The organism is Corynebacterium sp. MSK310 (genome assembly GCF_030227355.1).
Classification (GTDB): domain Bacteria; phylum Actinomycetota; class Actinomycetes; order Mycobacteriales; family Mycobacteriaceae; genus Corynebacterium; species Corynebacterium rhinophilum.
In genome coordinates this window covers 1-18,664 of sequence record NZ_JASPFZ010000024.1, presented here as the reverse complement: position 1 = coordinate 18,664, position 18,664 = coordinate 1, and the positions used below count along the sequence as shown (strand labels likewise).

Below are 18,664 nucleotides of genomic sequence, written 5' to 3'. Positions count from 1 at the left end.
AACAAAAACGACTGAGATGCCGGTTTGTCAACGATGTCGCGACTGACCTGTCAAGCATGTCGCGACTCATGACATTGTGCGCCCGGAGGGATTCGAACCCCCAACCTTCTGATCCGTAGTCAGATGCTCTATCCGTTGAGCTACGGGCGCAGTCCGTTGTGAAGCAGTGCGTATGCTCTGCTGTGCAACGAGGATTTACTATACCCACGGACCCGGAAACTAACAAATCGCCTGTACAGAGCCGTGTTCGGCGGGATGGCCAGGAGTGTACTGTTCACCCGCCGTTCACGCTTTAGCTCGGTGCGAAGGACGAGGAGACTATACGAGGGCGGAGGCTTCGGCATCGGAAAGCAGGGCGTCTTGAAAGGCCTGCAAGGTGGATTCGTGATCGAAGTCGACACCGATGAGTACGAGCTCCGTGCCGGGGGTTACGCCATTGGCGGCCCATAAAGAGGCGGGCATGATCTGCAGGTTGGGCCCGGCCTGCTGCCACGCGTGGGCCACGCGCAGGTCGGTATCGATCCAACAGTATCCCTTGGACCGCACGAGGCCCGTGCTTGCCCGGAGGGCTGCAATGAGGCGCTCGCGATTAAACGGACGATCGGCACGAAAGACGACTGAGGAGATGCCGTATTCCTCGGTTTCTGGAGTGTGTGGGTTCGCAAGCTCTTCGGCGTAGCCGTGATAGGCGGCTGCGGTTGCGGCATTGAACAAATGCGCATCGAGAACTAGCCCCGGTTCGATTACCCCGTGGGTCACCGGCACCACGCGAGCCCGCGGATTCATGGCGCGGACTGCGGCGATGACGCGCTCGGTTTCGGCAGCATCGACAAGATCGGTTTTGGTAATGAGGATAAGGTCGGCGAATTCGACTTGATCCACTAAGAGATCGGAAATGGTGCGGTCATCTTGGGGCGTAGCCTCGATGCTTTCGGAGACGAGGCTGCGGCCGCGGCGCAATTGGTTTAAGAAGGCAGAGGCATCGACGAGGGAGACCATGGTGTCGATAGGGGCGGCATCGGCAAGCGTGGTGCCATCGGCAAATTCCCACTCAAAGGTGGCAGCCACGGGCATGGGTTCGGAAATGCCGGTGGATTCGATGACAATCTGATCAAAGCGGCCGGAGCGCGCCAGCTTGCCCACGGACTCGATGAGGTCTTCGCGCAAGGTGCAGCAAATGCAGCCATTCGACAGTTCCACGAAGCGATCCTCGCCGCGCTCCAGATGGCCTTCGCCAGCGACGAGGGCGGCATCGATATTGACCTCAGAAAAATCGTTGACGATGACCGCCAGCTTGCGCCCCTCCCGGTTTGCGAGCAGGTGGTTAAGTAGCGTGGTTTTTCCGCTGCCTAAAAATCCGGACAGCACGGTAACAGGTGTAGCCATCCTTTAATGGTAACGTTTTTCATTAAAGGATGGCTATTGAGGGGTTTAGCGCCTAGACCGCCAGCCCGAAGATCGGTACCGCCAGCAGGAAGACGGTAAGGGTGATGAGGAAGATACCAATGACGTTGAGGCCAACGCCGCCCTTGATCATCTCGCCAATCTTGACGTAGCCGGAACCGTAAGCGATGGCGTTCGGCGGGGTTGCCACCGGCAGCATGAAGGCGCAGGTTGCGGCCAAGGCGACCGGGATGGTGAGCAGCAGGACGTTGATATCGCCTTCGGTGGTCAGGCCCACGCCCACGGCGACACCACCCATGATGGGGATGAAGGTGGCCGCGGTGGCGGTATTGGAGGTGATCTCCGTCAAGAAGAGGACCAGGGCGGCCACGGCTGCGACGATGAGCACGATGGGCAGGGAGCTGAGCCCCTTGGCCATCTCACCAATCCACAGGGACAAACCGGAAGAGTTGAAGGCCGAGGACAAGGAGAGGCCACCGCCGAAGAGGAGGAGGACGTCCCACGGCATTTCATTGGCGGTCTTCCAATCCAGCAGGCGGATGCGGCGCTCCGAATCGGCCGGCAAGATGAACAAGAGAATACCTGCGGCGATGCCGACGATGGCATCGTCATAGTTATCAAAATCGCCAAGGACGATGGGCAGGGATACCCAGGCCAGGGCGGCCAGGACGAAGATGATGCCGGTCATGATCTGCGGGCGGGTCCATGGGCCCAGGGCCTTGATTTCATCGTTGATGAGCTCGCGGCCGCCGGGAATTTCGGTCATTTCCGGCTTGAAGATGGTAATCAACAGCACCCATGCGATGAGCAGGAAGGTTAGCGCCAGCGGCACGCCGACGGCCATCCAGCGGCCAAATCCGAGGGTAACGTCCCAGGTATCGGCCATGTACGCATTCAAGAAGGCGTTGGGCGGGGTACCAATCAGGGTACCCAGCGAACCGATGGAGGCGGAGTACGCGATGCCCAGCATGAGGGCGGTGGCGAATTTCTTCTGCTTATCCCAACCGCCAACAGTCTCTGCGGTAAGTGCCAGCACGGAAGTACCAATCGGCAGCATGACCACGGCCGTTGCGGTATTCGATACCCACATGGACAAAAAGCCGGTGGCCAGCATGAAGCCCAAAATGAGGCGGCGCGGCGAGGTACCGATGAGCTTTACCACATAAAGTGCAAGGCGGCGGTGCAGGTTCCAGCGCTGCAGCGAGAGCGCGATAAGGAAGCCACCCATGAACAAGAAAATGGTGGCAGAGGCATACGGTGCGCCGACTTCCTTAATGGTGCCCACGCTTGCGAGCGGGAAGATGACCAGCGGAATCAGCGCGGTGGCCGCCAGCGGGATGGCTTCAGTCATCCACCACACACCCATGAGGATGGTCACCGCCGCAACGGTGCGGATGGCGCTTAGCGTGTAATCGGCCTCCTCATCCACACCGGTGGACTGCTGGACAGTCTCGATGGCATTTGAAGGGAAGATGAAAAATACAAGGATGGCTAGGGCGAGGCCGATGAAAAGGCCAATGAACTGGCGGCGCCATTCATTGCGCGGGGCACCGGGATCCTCAGCGCCCTCTGATTGGGCGGTAGATTCGTGAGTATGCGGGGTGGTCATGCCGCGAACTCCTTCGCTAGAGAGACTTTTAGCAGGGCGGGGGTGTGATAGCTCTGTCAATTACCAGCAATCGAGCCGGATCCTTGGTGCATCCCGAACATCATTCAGTCCGTGCAGAGCATGCTAAGACCCTACAAAACATTTGCATCAGAAACCACAAACTTTACTGAATTCACCCCCACCACTTTCAAAATTCACACACCGCAGCTACTCAAAATGTGAAATCTTCCCCACCGATCTGCCACCCCCCGCCCGGCGGACCAGGCTCCATGGGTAAGGAGCCCCTATAAGCCGAGCACCGACTTGGCGATGAGGAAATAGATGATAAGGCCCGTGGCATCGCAGAACGTGGAGATGAAGGGATTAGAAAATACGGCGGGGTCCGCGCCAATGGTCTTTGCAACGATGGGCATCAGCCCGCCCACCGTAGCGGATATGGAACAGATTAAAAACAACGTCGAGCCAATGACTAAGCCAATATCCACGCCGTAGACCACCGTTGCCAGGCCGAGTCCCGCCAAGCCCAATACGGCACCAAGCAGCATGCCCACGCGGAGCTCGCGCCAGAGAACGGCGAGGAGGTCGCGCCCGCGGACATCGCCAAGCGCCAGCGCACGGGTCACCGTCGTTGCCGCCTGATTTCCCGTATTACCGCCGGTGCCGGTCAGCAGCGGGATAAACAGGGATAGCACCACGGCCTGCGCCAAGGTGTCCTCGAAGGCGTCTAGGACCCGCACGGTGAGCAGCGCAGACACCGCCAGAACCAGCAGCCACACGATGCGGGACTTCACCAGTTTCAATAGCGGCGTGGACAGGTACGGCTGCTGCAGGGCCTCGGTACCACCGGCACGCGCGGAGTCCTCGCTATCCTCTGCCTCGACGATGTCAATGGCATCGTCCCAGGTCAAAAGGCCTACCAGGCGGTCTGAATCATCCACGATGGGCAATGCCAAAATATCGAGCGGCAGGAACCACCTGGCGGTGGCTTCCGCATCATCATTGGCATTGGCGTAGATGGGGCTTTGCATGATGTCCCCAATCGTGGTGCCGGCCTCCGCGGTAAAAATTTCCCGCAGCGTCACCACGCCCACCAAGCGGCGATCCGCGCGGGTAATGGGCACCGCATAGATGGTTTCTAGCTCATCGGCCTTCGCGCGCAGGGTCCGCAGCGCTTCCTCCACGCTCATTTCAGGATGGATGCCGGGGACCTCGGGCGACATGCGGCGGCCCACTGAGCCCTTGGTGTAGCCCAGGACAACCCCGGTGACATCCCGCTTCGATTTGGTAAGCGAGCGCAGCAGCCGATCCGCGATCTCCGCCGGCAGCTCATCCAAAAGGGCCACGCGGTCTTCCGGCTCGAGTTCATCGAAGAACTCATAGACATCAGCATTGCCCAGCTCATCAATGATATCGGCCTGGTGCTTGGCGTCCAGGGCATCAAATACCACGATGGATTTACGCCGCGGCAATAAGCGCAGGGCCAGCGCGGCGCGGATGGCATTTTGCCGCTCGACGATGGCGATGAGCTCCTGCAGCGGCACCTCATCAAGCAGCGCCTGCAAGCGGGGCGCTTTTTGCGGGTCAATGGCAGAATCCTGCTTCAACCATGCCTCGACCGTATCGCTGGCCTGCTCAGTAGTATCCGCCATCGCCGTCACCTTGCCCTTCTCGCCCCTCATACCGCGGCGCCGGTGGCCACAGTAATTGATATAGCCTCACATAGATTACGCGTATCCCCCATCAGCACACAGCACTGCGGCGGAAAACTTTGTCTTTAGGCAAAAACACCCCACAAAGCAAAAGCTGCGAGCAGGGAGACCAGCCCCGCACCACCGGCCAGGACGGCGGCGCCGGGGAGGTGGCGGTGGGTGCGCAAGGAGGCATCGACAAGCGATGCCCGCTTTCGCACCGCCACTATCAACACCAGCACGCCCGCCGCGAGCACCAGCAACGGGAGAAACACGCTGACGCTGACCACCCGCATAACCCCCAGGAGGATTACCGCCAGCGCGAGGATGGTGCGCTGCCACGATAGGCGGGTTCGCTCGGGCTGCAAGCCGGGGTCAAAGAGTTCCCCATGTGGCTGCGGGCTAGACAAGTAGCTCGCCTACCAGCAGGACAGCCGCGATAACGACGATGGTGCCCACAAGCACTGGGATGGCGATGCTGAAGGGCAACGGACGCTGCTGCCGCAAGGCGCGCTCGGCCCGCTTCCATTGCAACCACGCGACCACAGGCAGCACAATCGCCACTACCAGCATGAATGCGGAGACCACGGCGCGCAGGGTCGCCGGCAGCGGCACATCGAAAGCTTCCAAGGCCACTCCCCCGGCAATCAGCGCGAGCGAGGTGCGAATCCATGCGAGGAAGGTGCGCTCATTCGCCAGCGTAAAACGCGGATCAGGGTCGCTTCCCACCCCAAATACCGAGCGGGGAAACCTCGAATCGCTCATGCCTTCCTACCTTATATTCAATGCGCGGCCTTAGCGCGATAAGCCCGCGCCCCTACCCGCCGGCCGCGGCCGCCTCGTTATGATCGGGGCCATGATTGAAGTCGCAGCCATCGTTTTCCGCAATTCCTTTGGCCATGTGCTTGGCGTACGCAAGGCCACATCCACAAAGTTCCAGCTGCCGGGCGGCAAGCTAGAAGAAGGCGAAAGCCCAGTCCAGGCCGCTGCGCGCGAGGCGGAAGAAGAAATCGGCGTGCAGGTACGCCTACCTGAACTTACCGAGCTCGGCACCTTCACTGCCCCCGCCGCCAATGAACCAGGCCACACCGTCCGCGGGCATATCTTTACCTACCCGCGCCCCGTCATCGCCCACGCCGCGGCCGAAATCGCCGAAACCGCTTGGATCGATCCCGCCGACCCACAGTGCGAGCTCGCTGACTTACTGCGCAACGAGGTTTTTCCGGCGCTTTAAAGTAGTGAGTCCCGCACATCGACAAAGGGCGCCACGCCTACACCCCGTCACCTGCGCCAGGGCAGAATCGTGAACCAGCGATAACGTAAAAGTCACCTTGGGGCTCAACGGGGTGCGGTGTACTACTTATTTCGACTGATGCCCTGCATACTCCGCCCACATGCGTACTCCCACAGAAGCCACGTTCAGAACAACAATAAGGACGCCAATAAGCCAAGGCCTATTACATCAGTCAGCCACAAAATAAATACCACCAAAGAGGCGACTGCTAAAGCGAGCAAAACTCCGATTTTTATTTTCTTCGCTTTATCCATAACTCCATTATCCACGATTGGAGTTTCTCCTTTTTAAAGAAACCTCCTTGATCTCCAAAAGTGCCCGCGGAGAATACTCGTATCCCCGCGTGCAGGATAGGGGCCTAGCTCCAGTTTGGTGGCCACCATATTTTTTCGTTTAAGCCGCTAAGTGGACAGTCCGTCAAAGCGACAAAACAACGAAATCCCGAGCGCAATTGCCCGGGATTTGTGTGGCGGAGATGAGAGGATTCGAACCTCCGGACCCCAGAAGGGTCAACTCCTTAGCAGGGAGCCCCATTCGGCCGCTCTGGCACATCTCCAAGTTCAGAAAGAACCGTAAAAGACAATACCTGCCGCATGCGCCACGGCCAAACTAACCCCCTGGTTTTGTCCCCGGTTTTCTTCCACGCGCGCAGGAGAGACGACCTAGAGTAGTAGCCATGATTCGCTCCGACTTACTCGCCATCCCCGGCTACGTGCCCGGCGCGCGCCACGATGATGCCCTCAAGCTCTCTTCTAATGAGGCCACGCAGCCACCGCTGCCTGAGGCCGCGGAGGCTATGGCCCGCGCCGCTGCCGAGGCCAATCGCTACCCGGATATCGCAGCCACCGAGTTGCGTGAGGATCTGGCCGAGCACTTAGGCGTGAGCTTTGACCAGGTTGCGGTGGGCACGGGTTCTTCCGCGCTGTGCCAGCAATTGGTGCAGATAACCACCGCGCCCGGTGAAGAAGTGATTTTCCCGTGGCGTTCTTTCGAGGCTTATCCCATCTTTGCCCAGGTGGTGGGCGCACGCCCCATTCCGGTTCCGCTCGATGCGGATCAGCGTGTGGATTTGGCCGCGATGGCGGAGAAGATTACCGCGGATACGCGCCTAATTTTCGTCTGCAATCCGAATAATCCTTCCGGCACCACCGTAACCAAAGCGGAGTTCGCCGAATTTATGGACGCGGTGCCAAGCGATGTCCTCGTTGCCCTCGATGAGGCCTATATCGAATACAACCGGAATGCCGATACCCCGCTGGGCACCGAACTTTTTGGCGCTTATCCCAACGTGGTTTTCCTGCGGACCTTCTCCAAGGCCTATGGTTTGGCCGGCGTGCGCGTGGGCTATGCCTATGGCCCAGAAGACGTCATCGCAGCGCTGAATAAGGTAGCGATTCCCTTTTCCATCAATGCCGTGGCCCAGGCCGGTGCCCGTGCCGCGCTAGCAGCGCAGGATTCGCTGCGCGAGCGCACCGAAGAGACCTGTGGCCAGCGTCAGCGCGTGGAAAAGGAACTGGCAGAATGGGGCGTTCCCCACTCGGAAGCCAACCACGTATGGCTGCCAGCAGCGAATATTGAAAAGCTAGGAACACCACAGGAAGTGGCCGCGCGCCTGGCCGCACACGGCGTGCTCGTCCGCGCCTTTAGCGAAGGCATACGCATTACCATTACAACCGAGGAAGAAACTAACACCCTGCTGCAGGCATGGAACGATACCATAGGAGGCTAAATGCGCTCGTTGACCAATTTTGCCCTCAACGTGGTCGCCATGGCGATTGCGCTCTGGGTCGTAGTGGGTATTATTCCCGGGATTTATATCACCCCGGATAAGCTGGGCAATTTCATTGCCGTGTCCATTGTTTTCATCATCATTAACGCGGTGGTCATGCCCGTGCTGCGTTTTATCGGCGCCCCACTGACCTGCCTCACCCTCGGGCTATTCGCGCTCGTCATCAACGGCGCCGCCCTGCTGATCGTGGAGTGGACGCTTAATACCTTTGACTTAGGAATTGGTCACCTCGTGGTCAATTCCTGGGGCTCTGCAATCTTCGGCGCCATCGTCTTGTCCCTGGTCAGCAGCCTGGTCAATTTCTTTACCAGCCCCCTGCGCAAGCCGGTCTAAGGCACCGGCTGGTCTAAAGGCACGGGTTATCCCCCAGCGAAAGGTGGCAGCACGTCAACGCGGGTCACGCCCATCAGCGGCGAATCCGCTTGGGTGTTCCCGGCGCCATCGATAAGAAAGTTGCAGCGCCCCAGCACCTCTTTCATGCTCATGCCGGCTTCGGTGGTGCCGGTGTGGTCCTTGCCCAGCTGTTCTATGAGCTGGCCCAAGGTGGTGGGCGCTTTTACCTGCTCCGAAGCTACGCCAGCCGCGGCACGGGCGGCGGCGAAATAGTGAACGGTCAACATGCTTCCTACTATGCCCGCAGGCTTCGAACGTGTCGAACTCGCGGGTAAACTTGGCTCTATGCGCACTCCCGAAACCCACGCACATGAGGTCGCGGCAGCCCTCGGCCCGCGCGAAGCCATCTCCCAGCCCCTAGGGCAGACACAGGAGATGGTCCTTGCCGCCGATGTCTATACCGCCTTCCCCTCGCCGCGCTTTAGCAATTCCCAGATGGATGGCTACGCGCTGCCCGCTACCGCAGCCGGCTCGTACGAGGTGGGCCCCACCATCGCCGCAGGCGCGGATCCCGCCGAGCTGCTGGATGGCCCCTTGCGCGCTGCCTGCCCCATCATGACTGGGGCTAAGGTCCCAGAGGGTACGGCAGCTATCGTGCCGATTGAAAAGTGCCAGCCGCAGGAGTTCCTCCAGCCGGGCGAGACCATTACCGTCCCCGCCACTGAAGAGGGCCAATTCATCCGCGGGACGGGTACGGATCTTGAGCAGGGCGCTCTCCTGGCCGCCAAAGGCCAAAAGCTCACCCCGGTGCGCCTGGCCGCGCTGGCCTCCCAGGGCATTGAGGAGGTCAGCGTTTATCGTCCCGCCCGCATCCTCGTGTGCACCGGCGGCGCGGAAATTGGCACGGGTATAGCTGCTATTCCCGATGCCAATGCGCCGCTCATCTCCGCTATGGCCCAACGTGCCGGCATCGAAGTCGCCGGTTATGTCACCACCGATGATGATCCAGAGGTACTCACCCGCGCGCTGGAGGAGGCCACGCAGGACTACCGCCCCGATGCGATCGTCACCTCCGGCGGGATTTCCGCGGGCAAATACGAGGTCATCCGGCAGGTGCTCACCGGCTGGTTCGGACACGTGGATCAGCAGCCCGGCGGACCGCAGGGCATCGCCAGTTTCCACGGCACCCCGGTCATCTGCTTGCCCGGCAATCCGATTTCCACCATGGTGAGCTTCCGCCTCTTTGTTGCCCCTACCCTGGGCTGGGCGCCCGCGGCATATCGCGTGCCAATCGCGCACGCCATCGAGGGGCTGCCCCACAAGGATCAATTCCGCCGCGGGTACGCCGATGCGCAGGCCCACGTTACCGGCGGCGCTAGCTCCCACCTGCTGGCCCAAGCCGTCGATGCCACCCACCTCATCCGCATTCCTGCTGGTAAGCACCTCAGCGCAGGAGAAGAAGTAAAGGTCTATCCCCTATGAGTTCTGCTCGCACCGCCATTGTTTTGGTCGCCTCCACCCGCGCCGCCGCCGGGGTCTACGAAGATCGCTCGGGCCCCATCGCGGTAGATTTCCTGCGCCGCAAGGGCTTCGACTGCCCTGATGCCCGCGTGGTGTCTGATGCCGATATCGCCGCAGCGGTGGATCAGGCCTTCGCCGAAAAGCCTGCGGTCATCCTTACCTCCGGCGGAACCGGCCTGACCCCGGATGATCTCACCGTTGATGCCGTCCAACCCCACCTCACGCGGGAGCTTCCGGGCATCGCCATGGCCTTTTGGAATAAGGGCCTGGAGACTATCCCCACCGCGGTGGCCTCGCGCGCGGTCGCAGGCGTCAATGACACCACCTTTGCCATGACCTTGCCCGGTTCTACCGGCGGGGTCAAAGATGGTTGCGCCGTGCTAGATGAATTAATCGTCCACATCGTCGATATGTTAGAAGGAAAACATGAGCACTGATCCTTCTTATGTCGCCGCGCAAACTGGGCTTACTGTCGGCGCTATGCTGACCGAGCAACCCCTCGAGCCCCTCCTTGCCACCGCCAAAGCTGAGGTCATCACCCCAGCCATGGGCGCGGTGGTCACGTTCGAGGGCATCGTGCGCGATCACGATGGCGGCCGGCCCGATGTCACCCAGCTAACCTATACCGCACACCCCAGCGCCCCAGAAAAGCTGCGCGAGATTGTCGATGAAGTGGCAGGCCAACACCCCGTGCGCTTGTGGTCGGCCCACCGCACCGGCGATCTACAGGTGGGTGATCTGGCTTTTACCGTCGTCGCCGCCTCTGCCCACCGCGGGGATGCCTTCCGCGCTGCGGAGGCCTGCGCCGATCGCGTCAAGGCCGAGGTGCCCATTTGGAAAGAACAAAGCCACGGCGATGGCTCCGTCAACTGGGTGGGCCTCGAATGAGCATCCGCTATGCCCGTCAGGAGGCACTGTGGGGTGATAAGGGCCAGCAGAAATTGGCTGACTCCCACGTCGCGGTCATCGGCGCGGGCGGGCTTGGCTCACCGGCGCTGCTCTACCTTGCAGGGGCCGGGGTAGGCAGCATCTCGCTTTTCGATGACGACCTCGTCTCCCCCTCCAACCTCCACCGGCAGGTCATTCACACCACCGCCGCCATTGGCACCGCAAAGACTGGGTCAGCCGCAGCGGCGGTGCGGGCCCTCAACCCTGAGGTGGAGCTCATCTGCCACGGCCGCCTGGAATCCGCCACCGCCCTCGAGCAGCTGCGCGGCTGCGACGTGATCCTCGATGGGACGGATAATTTCGACGCCCGTTACCTGTGCTCATGGGCCGCCCACAGCCTAGGCATTCCTCATATTTGGGCTTCTATCCTGGGCTTTGATGCGCAGATGAGCGTCTTTTGGTCCGGCAAGGGCCCTGTGTACGAGGATGTCTTCCCCACCGCCCCTGCCCCAGGCGAGGTTCCCTCGTGTTCCCAAGCCGGCGTCCTGGGCCCCATCGTCGGCACGGTAGGATCCGCGATGGCCCTGGAGGCTTTGAAGATCATTACCGGCGTCGGCACCCCACTTATTGGCACGCTCGGCTACTTTGAGGCGCTATCTGGGACCTGGGAGTATATCCCCATCCGCCCCACCGGCGCACAGCCTACCCAGCCAGCCGATGCCCCCGAGGTCCGCGAGATCCCCGCGCACGCCCCGCTTATCGATGTCCGCACCGACGCCGAACGCGCCCGCGCCACCATTCCTCATTCAACGCATCTGCCCCTCGACCGCATCCTCGCCGGCGAGAACCCGGACATCGGCCAGCGCGATGCCGCCGTTATCTACTGCGCCAGCGGCATCCGCTCCGCGCAAGCCGTCCACGCGCTGCGCGGCCGCGGCTACAAGCAAGTTGTTTCCCTGCGCGGCGGCATTAACGCGTGGTTGGAACAGCACAATATGTCCTAAACCAGCCGGGTGATGGTCCTTCTAGCGCCTTTGCTTGTCTTCCCTGCCGCGAACAAAGAGGAACCAGATGAGCGGCCCCAAGAAAGGAAGGGCGAAGGTAGCAGCGATAAAGAGCACCTTGGCCGCAATCGTGTACCCAGAAGCGATAATAGAAATAACCGCCGCAATCCAGAACGCGACGAGCAAAATAATGGGAAGGAACCCTAGGAACCACCACGTGTCATTAGGGTTAGTGGATTCTGCTGCTACATAAAGTTCCGAGGTACTCATGATGTCCTTTCGTCGAGCATTTTTATCTCTGGGACAAAGCCAGCATCACGACCACACCTGACTTGCCCTGTACGTTTCCAAGATTAATTCTGCGCCGCACTAGGCTCGTCATCCCCCGGTATGAAATACCGCAGCAAAATCAGACGGATCTAAGAGGTCTTCCGGTGCCCCGTCATCTCTAGGTTCGCTTTGTCGCCGTCCAAGGTGAGGTTTCCCGTCAGGTCCTGCGTGGCCACAGCACCCGATTCGCCTTCCCCATGGGCACGCCACGTTACGGTCACGGTATTGTCAGTCCACTCCAGCTGATTAATATGCCTGCGTGCTGGCTCCATTCCATTACGGGTCCAGTCTTCTACCTGAGTAATGTAATTCAGGTCATTGTCATAAATCAGCAAATTATCTGGCCAAGCCACGCCGCCTTGATCGCAGACATAGGTAATGACAGCTTCATCTTTGCCATCGCCGTTGATATCGGCGTAAGCACCCTTAGGGGTTCCATCCTTGTTGAGCTTTAGCCCAGCGGCAGCATTGGGATATCCAGTCTTTAAGTGCTCGGGCAAAGTCCCATCCACCAACGTGCCGGCGCCATGGTCACACAACGCTGGTACCCACAGGGAGTACAAGTCTTCTACTAGGATGATCTTATTCTCCCCAGAACCTGCTTTTTCCTGGGCCTTTTCCGTCACTGTCGCGGCGCTCGGTTCTTTCGCGGAATCCTCGTCTCCAGCACCTTTATCATCCGTGTCTGAAGGGGCGGTTTCTTCGCTGGCATCTGAAGTTGCGCTAGATCCGGTGAAATTCGGCTTGCTATCGGCATTATTAGACTCATCGGAATTAGAACAACCGGAAACAAAAACGACAGCAGTCACTGCAAGGATCGCGCAAGGAGAGGTGAGAGTTTTAGGCATAAATGCAGCATACAGTGCTAGGGCGGCTAGGTTCGCGGCAATAGAGGCAAAAATGAGAATTGAGCAATCTGGCCGTAACCAGAAGCTACCTAACTATCACCTTGTTGTGAGTGACTTTTGCGGAGGAAGTAGAGGCTGAGCACCGGTCAACACTAGCGATACAAACCGCTCCACTACCGTAGCAACAGAATCCCGTTCTGTTCCTACATAAGTTTCTAGTGCATATTAGTTTTCCACCATCGCTAGAACTCAAGATGGGGTCAGCACATGAATAAACCCCGAGACCAAATGGCCTCGGGGCTTTATTCTCTCGGTTCTTAAATCTTAGAAGCCGAGGATGGAGCGGGTGAACTCGTTAACAGCGTCCGGGACCAGGTAAGGCACCTGACGGAAGAACAGGCTTGCCTGCTCAAGAGCGTCCCAGCCGGTGGAGACTGCGGAGTGTGCTGCTTCCTGTACGTTGGATACGATATCAAAAATCATTTCGAAATTCCTTTCGAGGTTGGAAAAATCTTATACGCGTTTCCGCGCGCAGCAATCATTGTATGCGGTGAGGTGCGGTGATGTGCAAATTTTCAGCAGTCAGTTTGTAGATTTGTTAGAAAATAATCATCCTGGGGTTTAAACGATCTACGTTACCTATTCTTTCATTCTAAAACTTTCGTGCAATAAATTTTAGTTTCAAAGATAATCAGGGGAAGCAGGAAAAGGTCCCACGTTTTCCCGTTCTAGACAGCTGAGTCGTACAGACAAGACAAAACCCCTAGTCAGTCAGGACTAGGGGAATGCTCTCTGCGGAGACGGCGGGATTTGAACCCGCGGAGGAATAAACCTCGCCGGTTTTCAAGACCGGTGCATTCGGCCGCTCTGCCACGTCTCCATCGTGCCGAAGAGGCAACTTGGTTAGCTTACTAAACAGTCCCGCGCGAATCACATTGCCCCACGAGGAAATGGACGTGGCGCACACCACACCTCCTCCATTACATTGGCGGTATGAGTGCTACACAGATGAAGGCAATCGTTCAGACCGATCCTGATACCCCACGGTCGCTAGAGCTGCAGGACGTAGACGTTCCTGAGCTGCGATCCGGCGAGGTACTGGTGAAGGTAAAAGCCGCGGGAGTCAACCGCGGCGATATTCTGCAGACGATGGGCGCGTACCCGCCGCCACCAGGGGCATCGGAAATCATTGGCCTAGAGGCCGCCGGCGTGATTGAGGATGCCGGCGATACGGATTGGGAAGCTGGCACCGAGGTGGGCTGTTTGCTTGCAGGCGGCGGCTATGCAGAATACGTCGCGGTCCCGCAGGGTCAACTGCTTCCGCTGCCCAAGGGATTTAGTTTGGAAGAAACCGCGGCCGTGGTTGAGGTCGGCTGCACCGTGTGGTCCAACCTGGGCATCGAGGCGGGCCTGCACGAGGGCCAGCGCGTGCTCATCCACGGCGGTGGCGGTGGCATCGGCACCTTTGCCATCCAGGTAGCAAAGGCGCTGGGCGCTGAGGTGGCGGTTACCGCCGGATCGCAGGAAAAGCTGGAACGCTGCCGCGAGCTCGGCGCGGATATTCTCATCAACTACAAGGAGCAGGACTTCGTCGACGAGCTCAAGGGCAGCTGCGATGTCATCCTGGATATCATCGGCGCAAAGTACCTGGAAAAGAACATGAAGTGCCTGGCCAAGGACGGCAAGCTCATCATCATTGGCATGCAGGGCGGCACCAAGGCGGACATCAACCTGGCCCCCATGCTGCCGAAGCGCCTGACCATTCAGGGCACGACGCTGCGCGCGCGTGACTTGGACGATAAGGCGGAGATCGTCGCCGGCACCATCAAGAATGTGTGGCCCATGCTGGAGGATGGACGCGTCAAGCACGCGCTGCATGGCACGTACCCGCTTGCCGATGCCGCCAAAGCCCACACCGACCTCGACAGCGGCGAGGTCACCGGCACTCTGGTCCTCACGGTGTAGTTTCCCCAGCGCGCCTTGCTTAGGCGAATTTAAGCGAGCGAGGCAACGACGCGCACGAGGTGCTCGATATCGTGGTGGGTATTAAACGGACCTAATGCCACGGTAACGGCACCACCGATCTCTTCCACGCCCATTTCCGTCAGCAGCGGCGTTTGCGGAGCCAGGGTGGTGACGAGCCCATTATCAAAGAGGCGCTTGTACACCGTCTCCGCGGGCACGCCCTGGACCGCAAAGGTAAGGCGCGGCAAGCGATTATCGGAAGCGCCCGCCGCCGCCTCGCCGGTAACACCCAGGATGTGTACGGCGGGAAGCGTGCTCAAAAATGAGTACAGATCCGCACGCAAGTCCTCGAGGTAGGCGCTCAAGGCGGTCATGGACTTATTAAGCCGCACCCGGCGCGAACCCTTATCCCCACCAGCCAAGGCCGCAAGGTGGTCTACCAGTGGCCCCACGCCACCGGCCAAGCCAGAAGAAACCGGGGTCTCTAGCTTGCGTCCATCTTCCTTGGAATAGATGGGATTTAAGGCATCCAGGCGGCGGAGCATGCGCGTATCGCGGAAGACCAAGGCGGCCATTTGCGGCCCACCAAGCAGGCCGATGTCGATGCCTACGATATCCGCGCCCAGCTCATCGAAGCGGATGGGGCGGTAGGGCGCGATTGCGGAGACATCGAGAAGCGTCCAAGCACGCGAGCGCCCCCGCACCGTGTCAATGATCTCCTCTGCCGGGGATACCGTGCCCAACAGCTCATGCGCGGCGGAAAAGGAGACGAGCCTGGTAGAGCCATCGACAAGCTCCGCGAACTGGAATCCCGGCAATTCGCCGGTGCCAAGATCTGGCTGTGCCCAGCGAATATCGGCGCGCACCTCAGAAAAAGCCGAATACAGCGTAGGCGGATCCAGCTTGGACAGCACCACCGAGGAATTGCTGCCTAATAGTGGGCGTGCCGCGCGCGCCAAGGATTGGTACAGCACGGGCAGGGACGGGCCAAGAACCACGCGGTCCGCCTTGGAACCGGTGAGATCCGCAATGGCCATGCGTGCTGCCGCGTAGTTGCCATCGCCTGCCAGCCGGCCCGGCTCCGGCGCAGCCGAGTGGGCGCCGCCTGGGCCTTCTTGCGTCGCTACCGCCGTCGCCATCCGGAAGGACCGCGCAACGCCGGAAGTCACGCGCTCCGAGATTTGGGGCACCGCGTGCGCGTTGAGGTACGTCCAGCCATCAGATAGCCCGGTGTACAAACCTCGCGCACTAAAGACGTCATAGTGTGCCGAAGCTGCTGGCATTAGGTCCCCTTCTTCATCGCACTGAACAACTGCCACCACGTGGCCGTCGATTCCCTACTGTATACGCGTTTGGCGTCAGTTTCCCAAATCTGAATTTTCCCTGGGCATCGCCGTTTTCGCAGGCTAGCGGCGTGTAGTTCCCCGTTTGCCCAGCACGCGCGCTAGGGTGTTGGGCGTGCAAGATAACAATCAACTGCGCGCTGATATCGCCCGCATGACCTCCCAGCCAGAAGGCGAGGCCGTTCCAGCGTCCCAGTCCATGACCCTCAAGGCTGCTTTCGCGGACCTTACGCGGGGTGCACAGCAGCGTGAGCTGTGGTTCAAGCTGGGCCTGCAAGATATCAAGCAGCGCTACCGCCGCTCTGTCCTTGGCCCGTTCTGGATCACCATCGCCACCGGTGTGATGGCGCTTGCCTTGGGCCTGCTGTATTCCATGCTTTTCCAGATTCCCGTCGCGGAATTCCTTCCCCACGTCACCGTGGGCCTTATTATGTGGACCTTTATCTCGGGCTGCATCAAGGAAGGCGCCACGGTCTTTATTGAAAATGAGGGACTGATTAAGCAGCTTCCCGCCCCACTTTCGGTGCACGTGTACCGCCTGGTGTGGCGCCAAACGCTGTTTTTAGGCCATAACCTCATCATCTGGCTCTTGCTCATCATGATCTTCCCGCGCAACCTGGGCTGGGAGTTCTTCCTCTTTATCCCCGGGCTGCTGCTCCTGCTCATTAACGGTGTGTGGGTCACCATGTTCTTTGGCATCATCGCCACGCGCTTCCGCGACGTTGCCCCGCTGCTAGAAGCCCTGACGCAGCTATTGTTCTACGTCACCCCGATTGTCTGGATGACCAATACGCTCAAGGACCAAGGCGGTGCGGTGGCAGACCGCGCCCGCATCGCGGAAATCAACCCGCTGTATCACTACCTGGAAATCGTGCGCGCCCCAATGATTGGTGAGCCCGTTGCCGCCTACCACTGGTGGATCGTCATCGGCTGCACCGCAATCGGCTTGTTCATCGCCGGGCTAGTCATGCGCAAGTGGCGCTTCCGCGTGAGCTACTGGGTATAGCCTCCCTTCCTTTACACCCACCCCACCATGAGGCTCGTTGAAAGGATAAAAACTAATGGTCTCAATTGATACGTATAACGCGTGCGTGGACTTTCCCATCTTTGATGCCAAATCCCGCTCCCTAAAAAAGGCCATGCTTTCTACCGCGGGCGGTGCCATTGGGAAAAATGACCACAACACCGTGGTGGTTGAGGCGCTGCGGGATATTAACCTGCACCTGCGCGAAGGCGATCGCGTCGGGCTCGTTGGCCACAATGGCGCCGGCAAGTCCACGCTGCTGCGCCTGCTCTCCGGCATCTACGAGCCCACGCGCGGTACCGCCGATGTCCGCGGGCGCGTCGCCCCCGTCTTTGACTTGGGCGTGGGCATGGACCCAGAGGTATCCGGCTACGACAACATCATCATCCGCGGGCTGTTTTTGGGCCAATCCATCAAGCAGATGAAGAAAAAGATGGATGAAATCGCAGAGTTCTCCGAGCTGGGCGATTACTTATCGATGCCCCTGCGCACCTACTCCACCGGTATGCGCGTGCGCCTGGCACTCGGCGTAGTGACCTCCATCGAGCCGGAAATCCTGCTGCTGGATGAGGGCATCGGCGCCGTCGACGCCGCCTTCATGGCCAAGGCCCGCGTGCGCCTGCAAGAGCTGGTTAAGCGCTCCGGCATCTTGGTCTTTGCCTCCCACTCCAATGACTTTTTGGCGCAGCTGTGCAATACCGCGCTGTGGATCGATCACGGCGAAATCCGCTCCGTGGGCGAGGTATCTGAAGTCGTGGGCCAGTACGAGGGCCCAGAAGTAGGCGAATACGTGCGCGATCTGCGCCAGCGCTTTGAGGGCGAAGACGCCGCTGGGTAGGAGCTAGCGCAGCATCCCCAGCAGCTGCTGGCTCAGCCCGGAGACCTCCACGCACAGGTCATCCGGGCGTTTATAGTTATAAGCCGCCACGCGCGCAGTCACGTGCCGCTGCGAACTATTCTGCGGCCCCGCCTTTTCTTCCCCTTCAGAAACCACCTGGTAGCCCAGCTTCTGGCTCACCCGCGCCGAGGCCTCATTGTGCGCCACCCAGCTCGTGCTCATCGCCTGCGCACCTAGGTAATCGAGGCCAAAGGCCACAACCGCGTGCCGGATGAGCGTGCCCACCCCTTGGCCTTGGAAGCGGTGAAAGACCCAGGAACCGGTCGCAATTTCTCGCGTTCTAGCGAAGTCCTCCGCCCGCGCATCGATAGTACCCAGGATTTCTCCTGAGTGCGCATCGCACACGATGAAGTCCAAGGACCACTTTTCTGGGCGCAGCTGCGCCCGGTTGCTCCACCGGAACTGGGCCGCCGCCGCAGGCGTATTCATCCTGGGATTGAATAACCACGGAAAGGCGTAATCTGGAATGTCTGCGCCGTAGATGTCCTCTGGCGCCACACCGGCGATTGCCGCAATATCCTCATCGCGCATCACGCGCAGTTCCACGCCAGGGTGGGTTGTATCGCTCGCGCGAATCGTCAGCCCAAACGGTGGCCACATGCTTTCCATAAGCAGTCAGCTTAGCCCACGCGGAGGGACCTGACCCCCATTTGGTGGACACCTGATATCCAGCCCAGTCGAGCTGGCAAGATTGGTAATCTACCACCATGTCCAGGTACTGAGAAC

22 protein-coding genes and 3 tRNA genes are annotated in these 18,664 nt (G+C 59.8%); 10 read left to right on the top strand and 15 right to left on the bottom strand.

Annotated elements, in window-relative coordinates:
- Nucleotides 1–77: 77 nt before the first annotated feature.
- From QP891_RS11205 to QP891_RS11180, 6 genes are all read right to left on the bottom strand, one after another.
- Nucleotides 78–150, bottom strand: a tRNA-Arg gene (locus tag QP891_RS11205).
- A 168-nt stretch (nucleotides 151–318) separates the two neighbouring features.
- A complete protein-coding gene (locus QP891_RS11200) occupies nucleotides 319–1,386 on the bottom strand; it encodes a GTP-binding protein (RefSeq protein ID WP_284771284.1) in 1,068 nt (355 codons plus the stop codon).
- A 52-nt stretch (nucleotides 1,387–1,438) separates the two neighbouring features.
- Nucleotides 1,439–3,013, bottom strand: a complete 1,575-nt coding sequence (locus tag QP891_RS11195; protein WP_284771283.1) for an SLC13 family permease — start codon at nucleotides 3,011–3,013, stop codon at nucleotides 1,439–1,441.
- A 284-nt stretch (nucleotides 3,014–3,297) separates the two neighbouring features.
- Nucleotides 3,298–4,662: a magnesium transporter gene (gene mgtE, locus QP891_RS11190; RefSeq protein WP_284771282.1), complete on the bottom strand. Its 1,365-nt coding sequence runs from the start codon at nucleotides 4,660–4,662 to the stop codon at nucleotides 3,298–3,300.
- 125 nt (nucleotides 4,663–4,787) lie between these two features.
- The gene (locus tag QP891_RS11185) at nucleotides 4,788–5,111 is read right to left on the bottom strand and encodes a DUF202 domain-containing protein (RefSeq protein WP_284771281.1); all 324 of its coding nucleotides are present in this window, start codon (nucleotides 5,109–5,111) and stop codon (nucleotides 4,788–4,790) included.
- Nucleotides 5,104–5,466 (bottom strand): YidH family protein, encoded by a 363-nt coding sequence (locus tag QP891_RS11180; protein WP_284771280.1) that lies wholly within the window; start codon nucleotides 5,464–5,466, stop codon nucleotides 5,104–5,106. The genes QP891_RS11185 and QP891_RS11180 overlap by 8 nt, the downstream gene beginning before the upstream one ends.
- Before the next feature lie 91 nt (nucleotides 5,467–5,557).
- Here QP891_RS11180 and QP891_RS11175 point away from each other — a divergent pair, with 91 nt between their 5' ends.
- Nucleotides 5,558–5,935 carry an NUDIX hydrolase gene (locus tag QP891_RS11175; protein ID WP_284771279.1) on the top strand — a complete coding sequence of 126 codons (378 nt, stop codon included), beginning with the start codon at nucleotides 5,558–5,560 and terminating at the stop codon, nucleotides 5,933–5,935.
- 185 nt (nucleotides 5,936–6,120) lie between these two features.
- Here QP891_RS11175 and QP891_RS11170 read toward each other — a convergent pair whose 3' ends face one another.
- Both QP891_RS11170 and QP891_RS11165 read right to left on the bottom strand, forming a co-directional pair.
- Nucleotides 6,121–6,264 carry a hypothetical protein gene (locus QP891_RS11170; RefSeq protein ID WP_284771278.1) on the bottom strand — a complete coding sequence of 48 codons (144 nt, stop codon included), beginning with the start codon at nucleotides 6,262–6,264 and terminating at the stop codon, nucleotides 6,121–6,123.
- A 198-nt stretch (nucleotides 6,265–6,462) separates the two neighbouring features.
- Nucleotides 6,463–6,551 (bottom strand) — tRNA-Ser (locus QP891_RS11165).
- 120 nt (nucleotides 6,552–6,671) lie between these two features.
- Between QP891_RS11165 and hisC the strand changes: the two genes are divergently transcribed.
- Nucleotides 6,672–7,724 (top strand): histidinol-phosphate transaminase, encoded by a 1,053-nt coding sequence (gene hisC, locus QP891_RS11160; RefSeq protein WP_284771277.1) that lies wholly within the window; start codon nucleotides 6,672–6,674, stop codon nucleotides 7,722–7,724.
- Complete coding sequence (locus tag QP891_RS11155) at nucleotides 7,725–8,117, top strand: phage holin family protein (protein ID WP_284771276.1); 393 nt, start codon at nucleotides 7,725–7,727, stop codon at nucleotides 8,115–8,117.
- Nucleotides 8,118–8,143: 26 nt separating this feature from the next.
- Here QP891_RS11155 and QP891_RS11150 read toward each other — a convergent pair whose 3' ends face one another.
- On the bottom strand, nucleotides 8,144–8,404 hold the full coding sequence (locus tag QP891_RS11150; RefSeq protein ID WP_023016533.1) for a MoaD/ThiS family protein: 261 nt from the start codon (nucleotides 8,402–8,404) through the stop codon (nucleotides 8,144–8,146).
- A gap of 58 nt (nucleotides 8,405–8,462) precedes the next feature.
- Between QP891_RS11150 and QP891_RS11145 the strand changes: the two genes are divergently transcribed.
- The 4 genes from QP891_RS11145 to QP891_RS11130 are packed head-to-tail and all read left to right on the top strand — an operon-like array spanning nucleotide 8,463 to nucleotide 11,530.
- Nucleotides 8,463–9,599: a molybdopterin molybdotransferase MoeA gene (locus QP891_RS11145; protein ID WP_284771275.1), complete on the top strand. Its 1,137-nt coding sequence runs from the start codon at nucleotides 8,463–8,465 to the stop codon at nucleotides 9,597–9,599.
- On the top strand, nucleotides 9,596–10,075 hold the full coding sequence (locus QP891_RS11140; protein ID WP_284771274.1) for a MogA/MoaB family molybdenum cofactor biosynthesis protein: 480 nt from the start codon (nucleotides 9,596–9,598) through the stop codon (nucleotides 10,073–10,075). Before QP891_RS11145 ends, QP891_RS11140 begins: the two co-directional genes overlap by 4 nt.
- Entirely contained in the window at nucleotides 10,065–10,526 is a 462-nt protein-coding gene (locus QP891_RS11135) for a molybdenum cofactor biosynthesis protein MoaE (RefSeq protein ID WP_284771273.1), read from the top strand. Before QP891_RS11140 ends, QP891_RS11135 begins: the two co-directional genes overlap by 11 nt.
- Nucleotides 10,523–11,530 carry a ThiF family adenylyltransferase gene (locus QP891_RS11130; RefSeq protein WP_284771272.1) on the top strand — a complete coding sequence of 336 codons (1,008 nt, stop codon included), beginning with the start codon at nucleotides 10,523–10,525 and terminating at the stop codon, nucleotides 11,528–11,530. Before QP891_RS11135 ends, QP891_RS11130 begins: the two co-directional genes overlap by 4 nt.
- Nucleotides 11,531–11,551: 21 nt before the next feature.
- Here the strand turns inward: QP891_RS11130 and QP891_RS11125 are convergent, their stop codons facing one another.
- The 4 genes from QP891_RS11125 to QP891_RS11110 form a co-directional block, all read right to left on the bottom strand.
- Complete coding sequence (locus QP891_RS11125) at nucleotides 11,552–11,800, bottom strand: hypothetical protein (protein WP_284771271.1); 249 nt, start codon at nucleotides 11,798–11,800, stop codon at nucleotides 11,552–11,554.
- 149 nt (nucleotides 11,801–11,949) lie between these two features.
- Complete coding sequence (locus QP891_RS11120) at nucleotides 11,950–12,669, bottom strand: hypothetical protein (protein ID WP_284805958.1); 720 nt, start codon at nucleotides 12,667–12,669, stop codon at nucleotides 11,950–11,952.
- A 363-nt stretch (nucleotides 12,670–13,032) separates the two neighbouring features.
- Nucleotides 13,033–13,191, bottom strand: a complete 159-nt coding sequence (locus tag QP891_RS11115) for a hypothetical protein (protein ID WP_284771269.1) — start codon at nucleotides 13,189–13,191, stop codon at nucleotides 13,033–13,035.
- A 312-nt stretch (nucleotides 13,192–13,503) separates the two neighbouring features.
- Nucleotides 13,504–13,588 (bottom strand) — tRNA-Ser (locus tag QP891_RS11110).
- Nucleotides 13,589–13,716: 128 nt separating this feature from the next.
- Between QP891_RS11110 and QP891_RS11105 the strand changes: the two genes are divergently transcribed.
- On the top strand, nucleotides 13,717–14,673 hold the full coding sequence (locus QP891_RS11105) for an NAD(P)H-quinone oxidoreductase (protein ID WP_284771285.1): 957 nt from the start codon (nucleotides 13,717–13,719) through the stop codon (nucleotides 14,671–14,673).
- Nucleotides 14,674–14,702: 29 nt separating this feature from the next.
- Here QP891_RS11105 and QP891_RS11100 read toward each other — a convergent pair whose 3' ends face one another.
- On the bottom strand, nucleotides 14,703–15,956 hold the full coding sequence (locus QP891_RS11100) for an aminotransferase class V-fold PLP-dependent enzyme (protein WP_284771268.1): 1,254 nt from the start codon (nucleotides 15,954–15,956) through the stop codon (nucleotides 14,703–14,705).
- A 214-nt stretch (nucleotides 15,957–16,170) separates the two neighbouring features.
- Between QP891_RS11100 and wzm the strand changes: the two genes are divergently transcribed.
- Complete coding sequence (gene wzm / locus QP891_RS11095) at nucleotides 16,171–17,022, top strand: galactan export ABC transporter permease subunit Wzm/RfbD (protein WP_042404151.1); 852 nt, start codon at nucleotides 16,171–16,173, stop codon at nucleotides 17,020–17,022.
- Between the two features lie 55 nt (nucleotides 17,023–17,077).
- On the top strand, nucleotides 17,078–17,878 hold the full coding sequence (gene wzt / locus QP891_RS11090) for a galactan export ABC transporter ATP-binding subunit Wzt/RfbE (protein WP_284771267.1): 801 nt from the start codon (nucleotides 17,078–17,080) through the stop codon (nucleotides 17,876–17,878).
- A 3-nt stretch (nucleotides 17,879–17,881) separates the two neighbouring features.
- Here wzt and QP891_RS11085 read toward each other — a convergent pair whose 3' ends face one another.
- Nucleotides 17,882–18,547, bottom strand: coding sequence for a GNAT family N-acetyltransferase (locus QP891_RS11085; protein WP_284771266.1), 666 nt, complete (start codon nucleotides 18,545–18,547; stop codon nucleotides 17,882–17,884).
- Nucleotides 18,548–18,664: the final 117 nt, after the last annotated feature.

Coding starts and splice junctions, on each gene's coding strand:
- mgtE (WP_284771282.1), bottom strand. CDS start 4,662: ATGGCGGATACTACTGAGCAGGCCAGCGATACGGTCGAGGCATGGTTG.
- QP891_RS11145 (WP_284771275.1), top strand. CDS start 8,463: ATGCGCACTCCCGAAACCCACGCACATGAGGTCGCGGCAGCCCTCGGC.
- QP891_RS11155 (WP_284771276.1), top strand. CDS start 7,725: ATGCGCTCGTTGACCAATTTTGCCCTCAACGTGGTCGCCATGGCGATT.
- QP891_RS11200 (WP_284771284.1), bottom strand. CDS start 1,386: ATGGCTACACCTGTTACCGTGCTGTCCGGATTTTTAGGCAGCGGAAAA.
- QP891_RS11130 (WP_284771272.1), top strand. CDS start 10,523: ATGAGCATCCGCTATGCCCGTCAGGAGGCACTGTGGGGTGATAAGGGC.
- QP891_RS11100 (WP_284771268.1), bottom strand. CDS start 15,956: ATGCCAGCAGCTTCGGCACACTATGACGTCTTTAGTGCGCGAGGTTTG.
- QP891_RS11175 (WP_284771279.1), top strand. CDS start 5,558: ATGATTGAAGTCGCAGCCATCGTTTTCCGCAATTCCTTTGGCCATGTG.
- QP891_RS11125 (WP_284771271.1), bottom strand. CDS start 11,800: ATGAGTACCTCGGAACTTTATGTAGCAGCAGAATCCACTAACCCTAAT.
- QP891_RS11115 (WP_284771269.1), bottom strand. CDS start 13,191: ATGATTTTTGATATCGTATCCAACGTACAGGAAGCAGCACACTCCGCA.
- hisC (WP_284771277.1), top strand. CDS start 6,672: ATGATTCGCTCCGACTTACTCGCCATCCCCGGCTACGTGCCCGGCGCG.
- wzt (WP_284771267.1), top strand. CDS start 17,078: ATGGTCTCAATTGATACGTATAACGCGTGCGTGGACTTTCCCATCTTT.
- QP891_RS11150 (WP_023016533.1), bottom strand. CDS start 8,404: ATGTTGACCGTTCACTATTTCGCCGCCGCCCGTGCCGCGGCTGGCGTA.
- QP891_RS11105 (WP_284771285.1), top strand. CDS start 13,717: ATGAAGGCAATCGTTCAGACCGATCCTGATACCCCACGGTCGCTAGAG.
- QP891_RS11140 (WP_284771274.1), top strand. CDS start 9,596: ATGAGTTCTGCTCGCACCGCCATTGTTTTGGTCGCCTCCACCCGCGCC.
- QP891_RS11085 (WP_284771266.1), bottom strand. CDS start 18,547: ATGGAAAGCATGTGGCCACCGTTTGGGCTGACGATTCGCGCGAGCGAT.
- wzm (WP_042404151.1), top strand. CDS start 16,171: ATGACCTCCCAGCCAGAAGGCGAGGCCGTTCCAGCGTCCCAGTCCATG.
- QP891_RS11180 (WP_284771280.1), bottom strand. CDS start 5,466: ATGAGCGATTCGAGGTTTCCCCGCTCGGTATTTGGGGTGGGAAGCGAC.
- QP891_RS11195 (WP_284771283.1), bottom strand. CDS start 3,013: ATGACCACCCCGCATACTCACGAATCTACCGCCCAATCAGAGGGCGCT.
- QP891_RS11135 (WP_284771273.1), top strand. CDS start 10,065: ATGAGCACTGATCCTTCTTATGTCGCCGCGCAAACTGGGCTTACTGTC.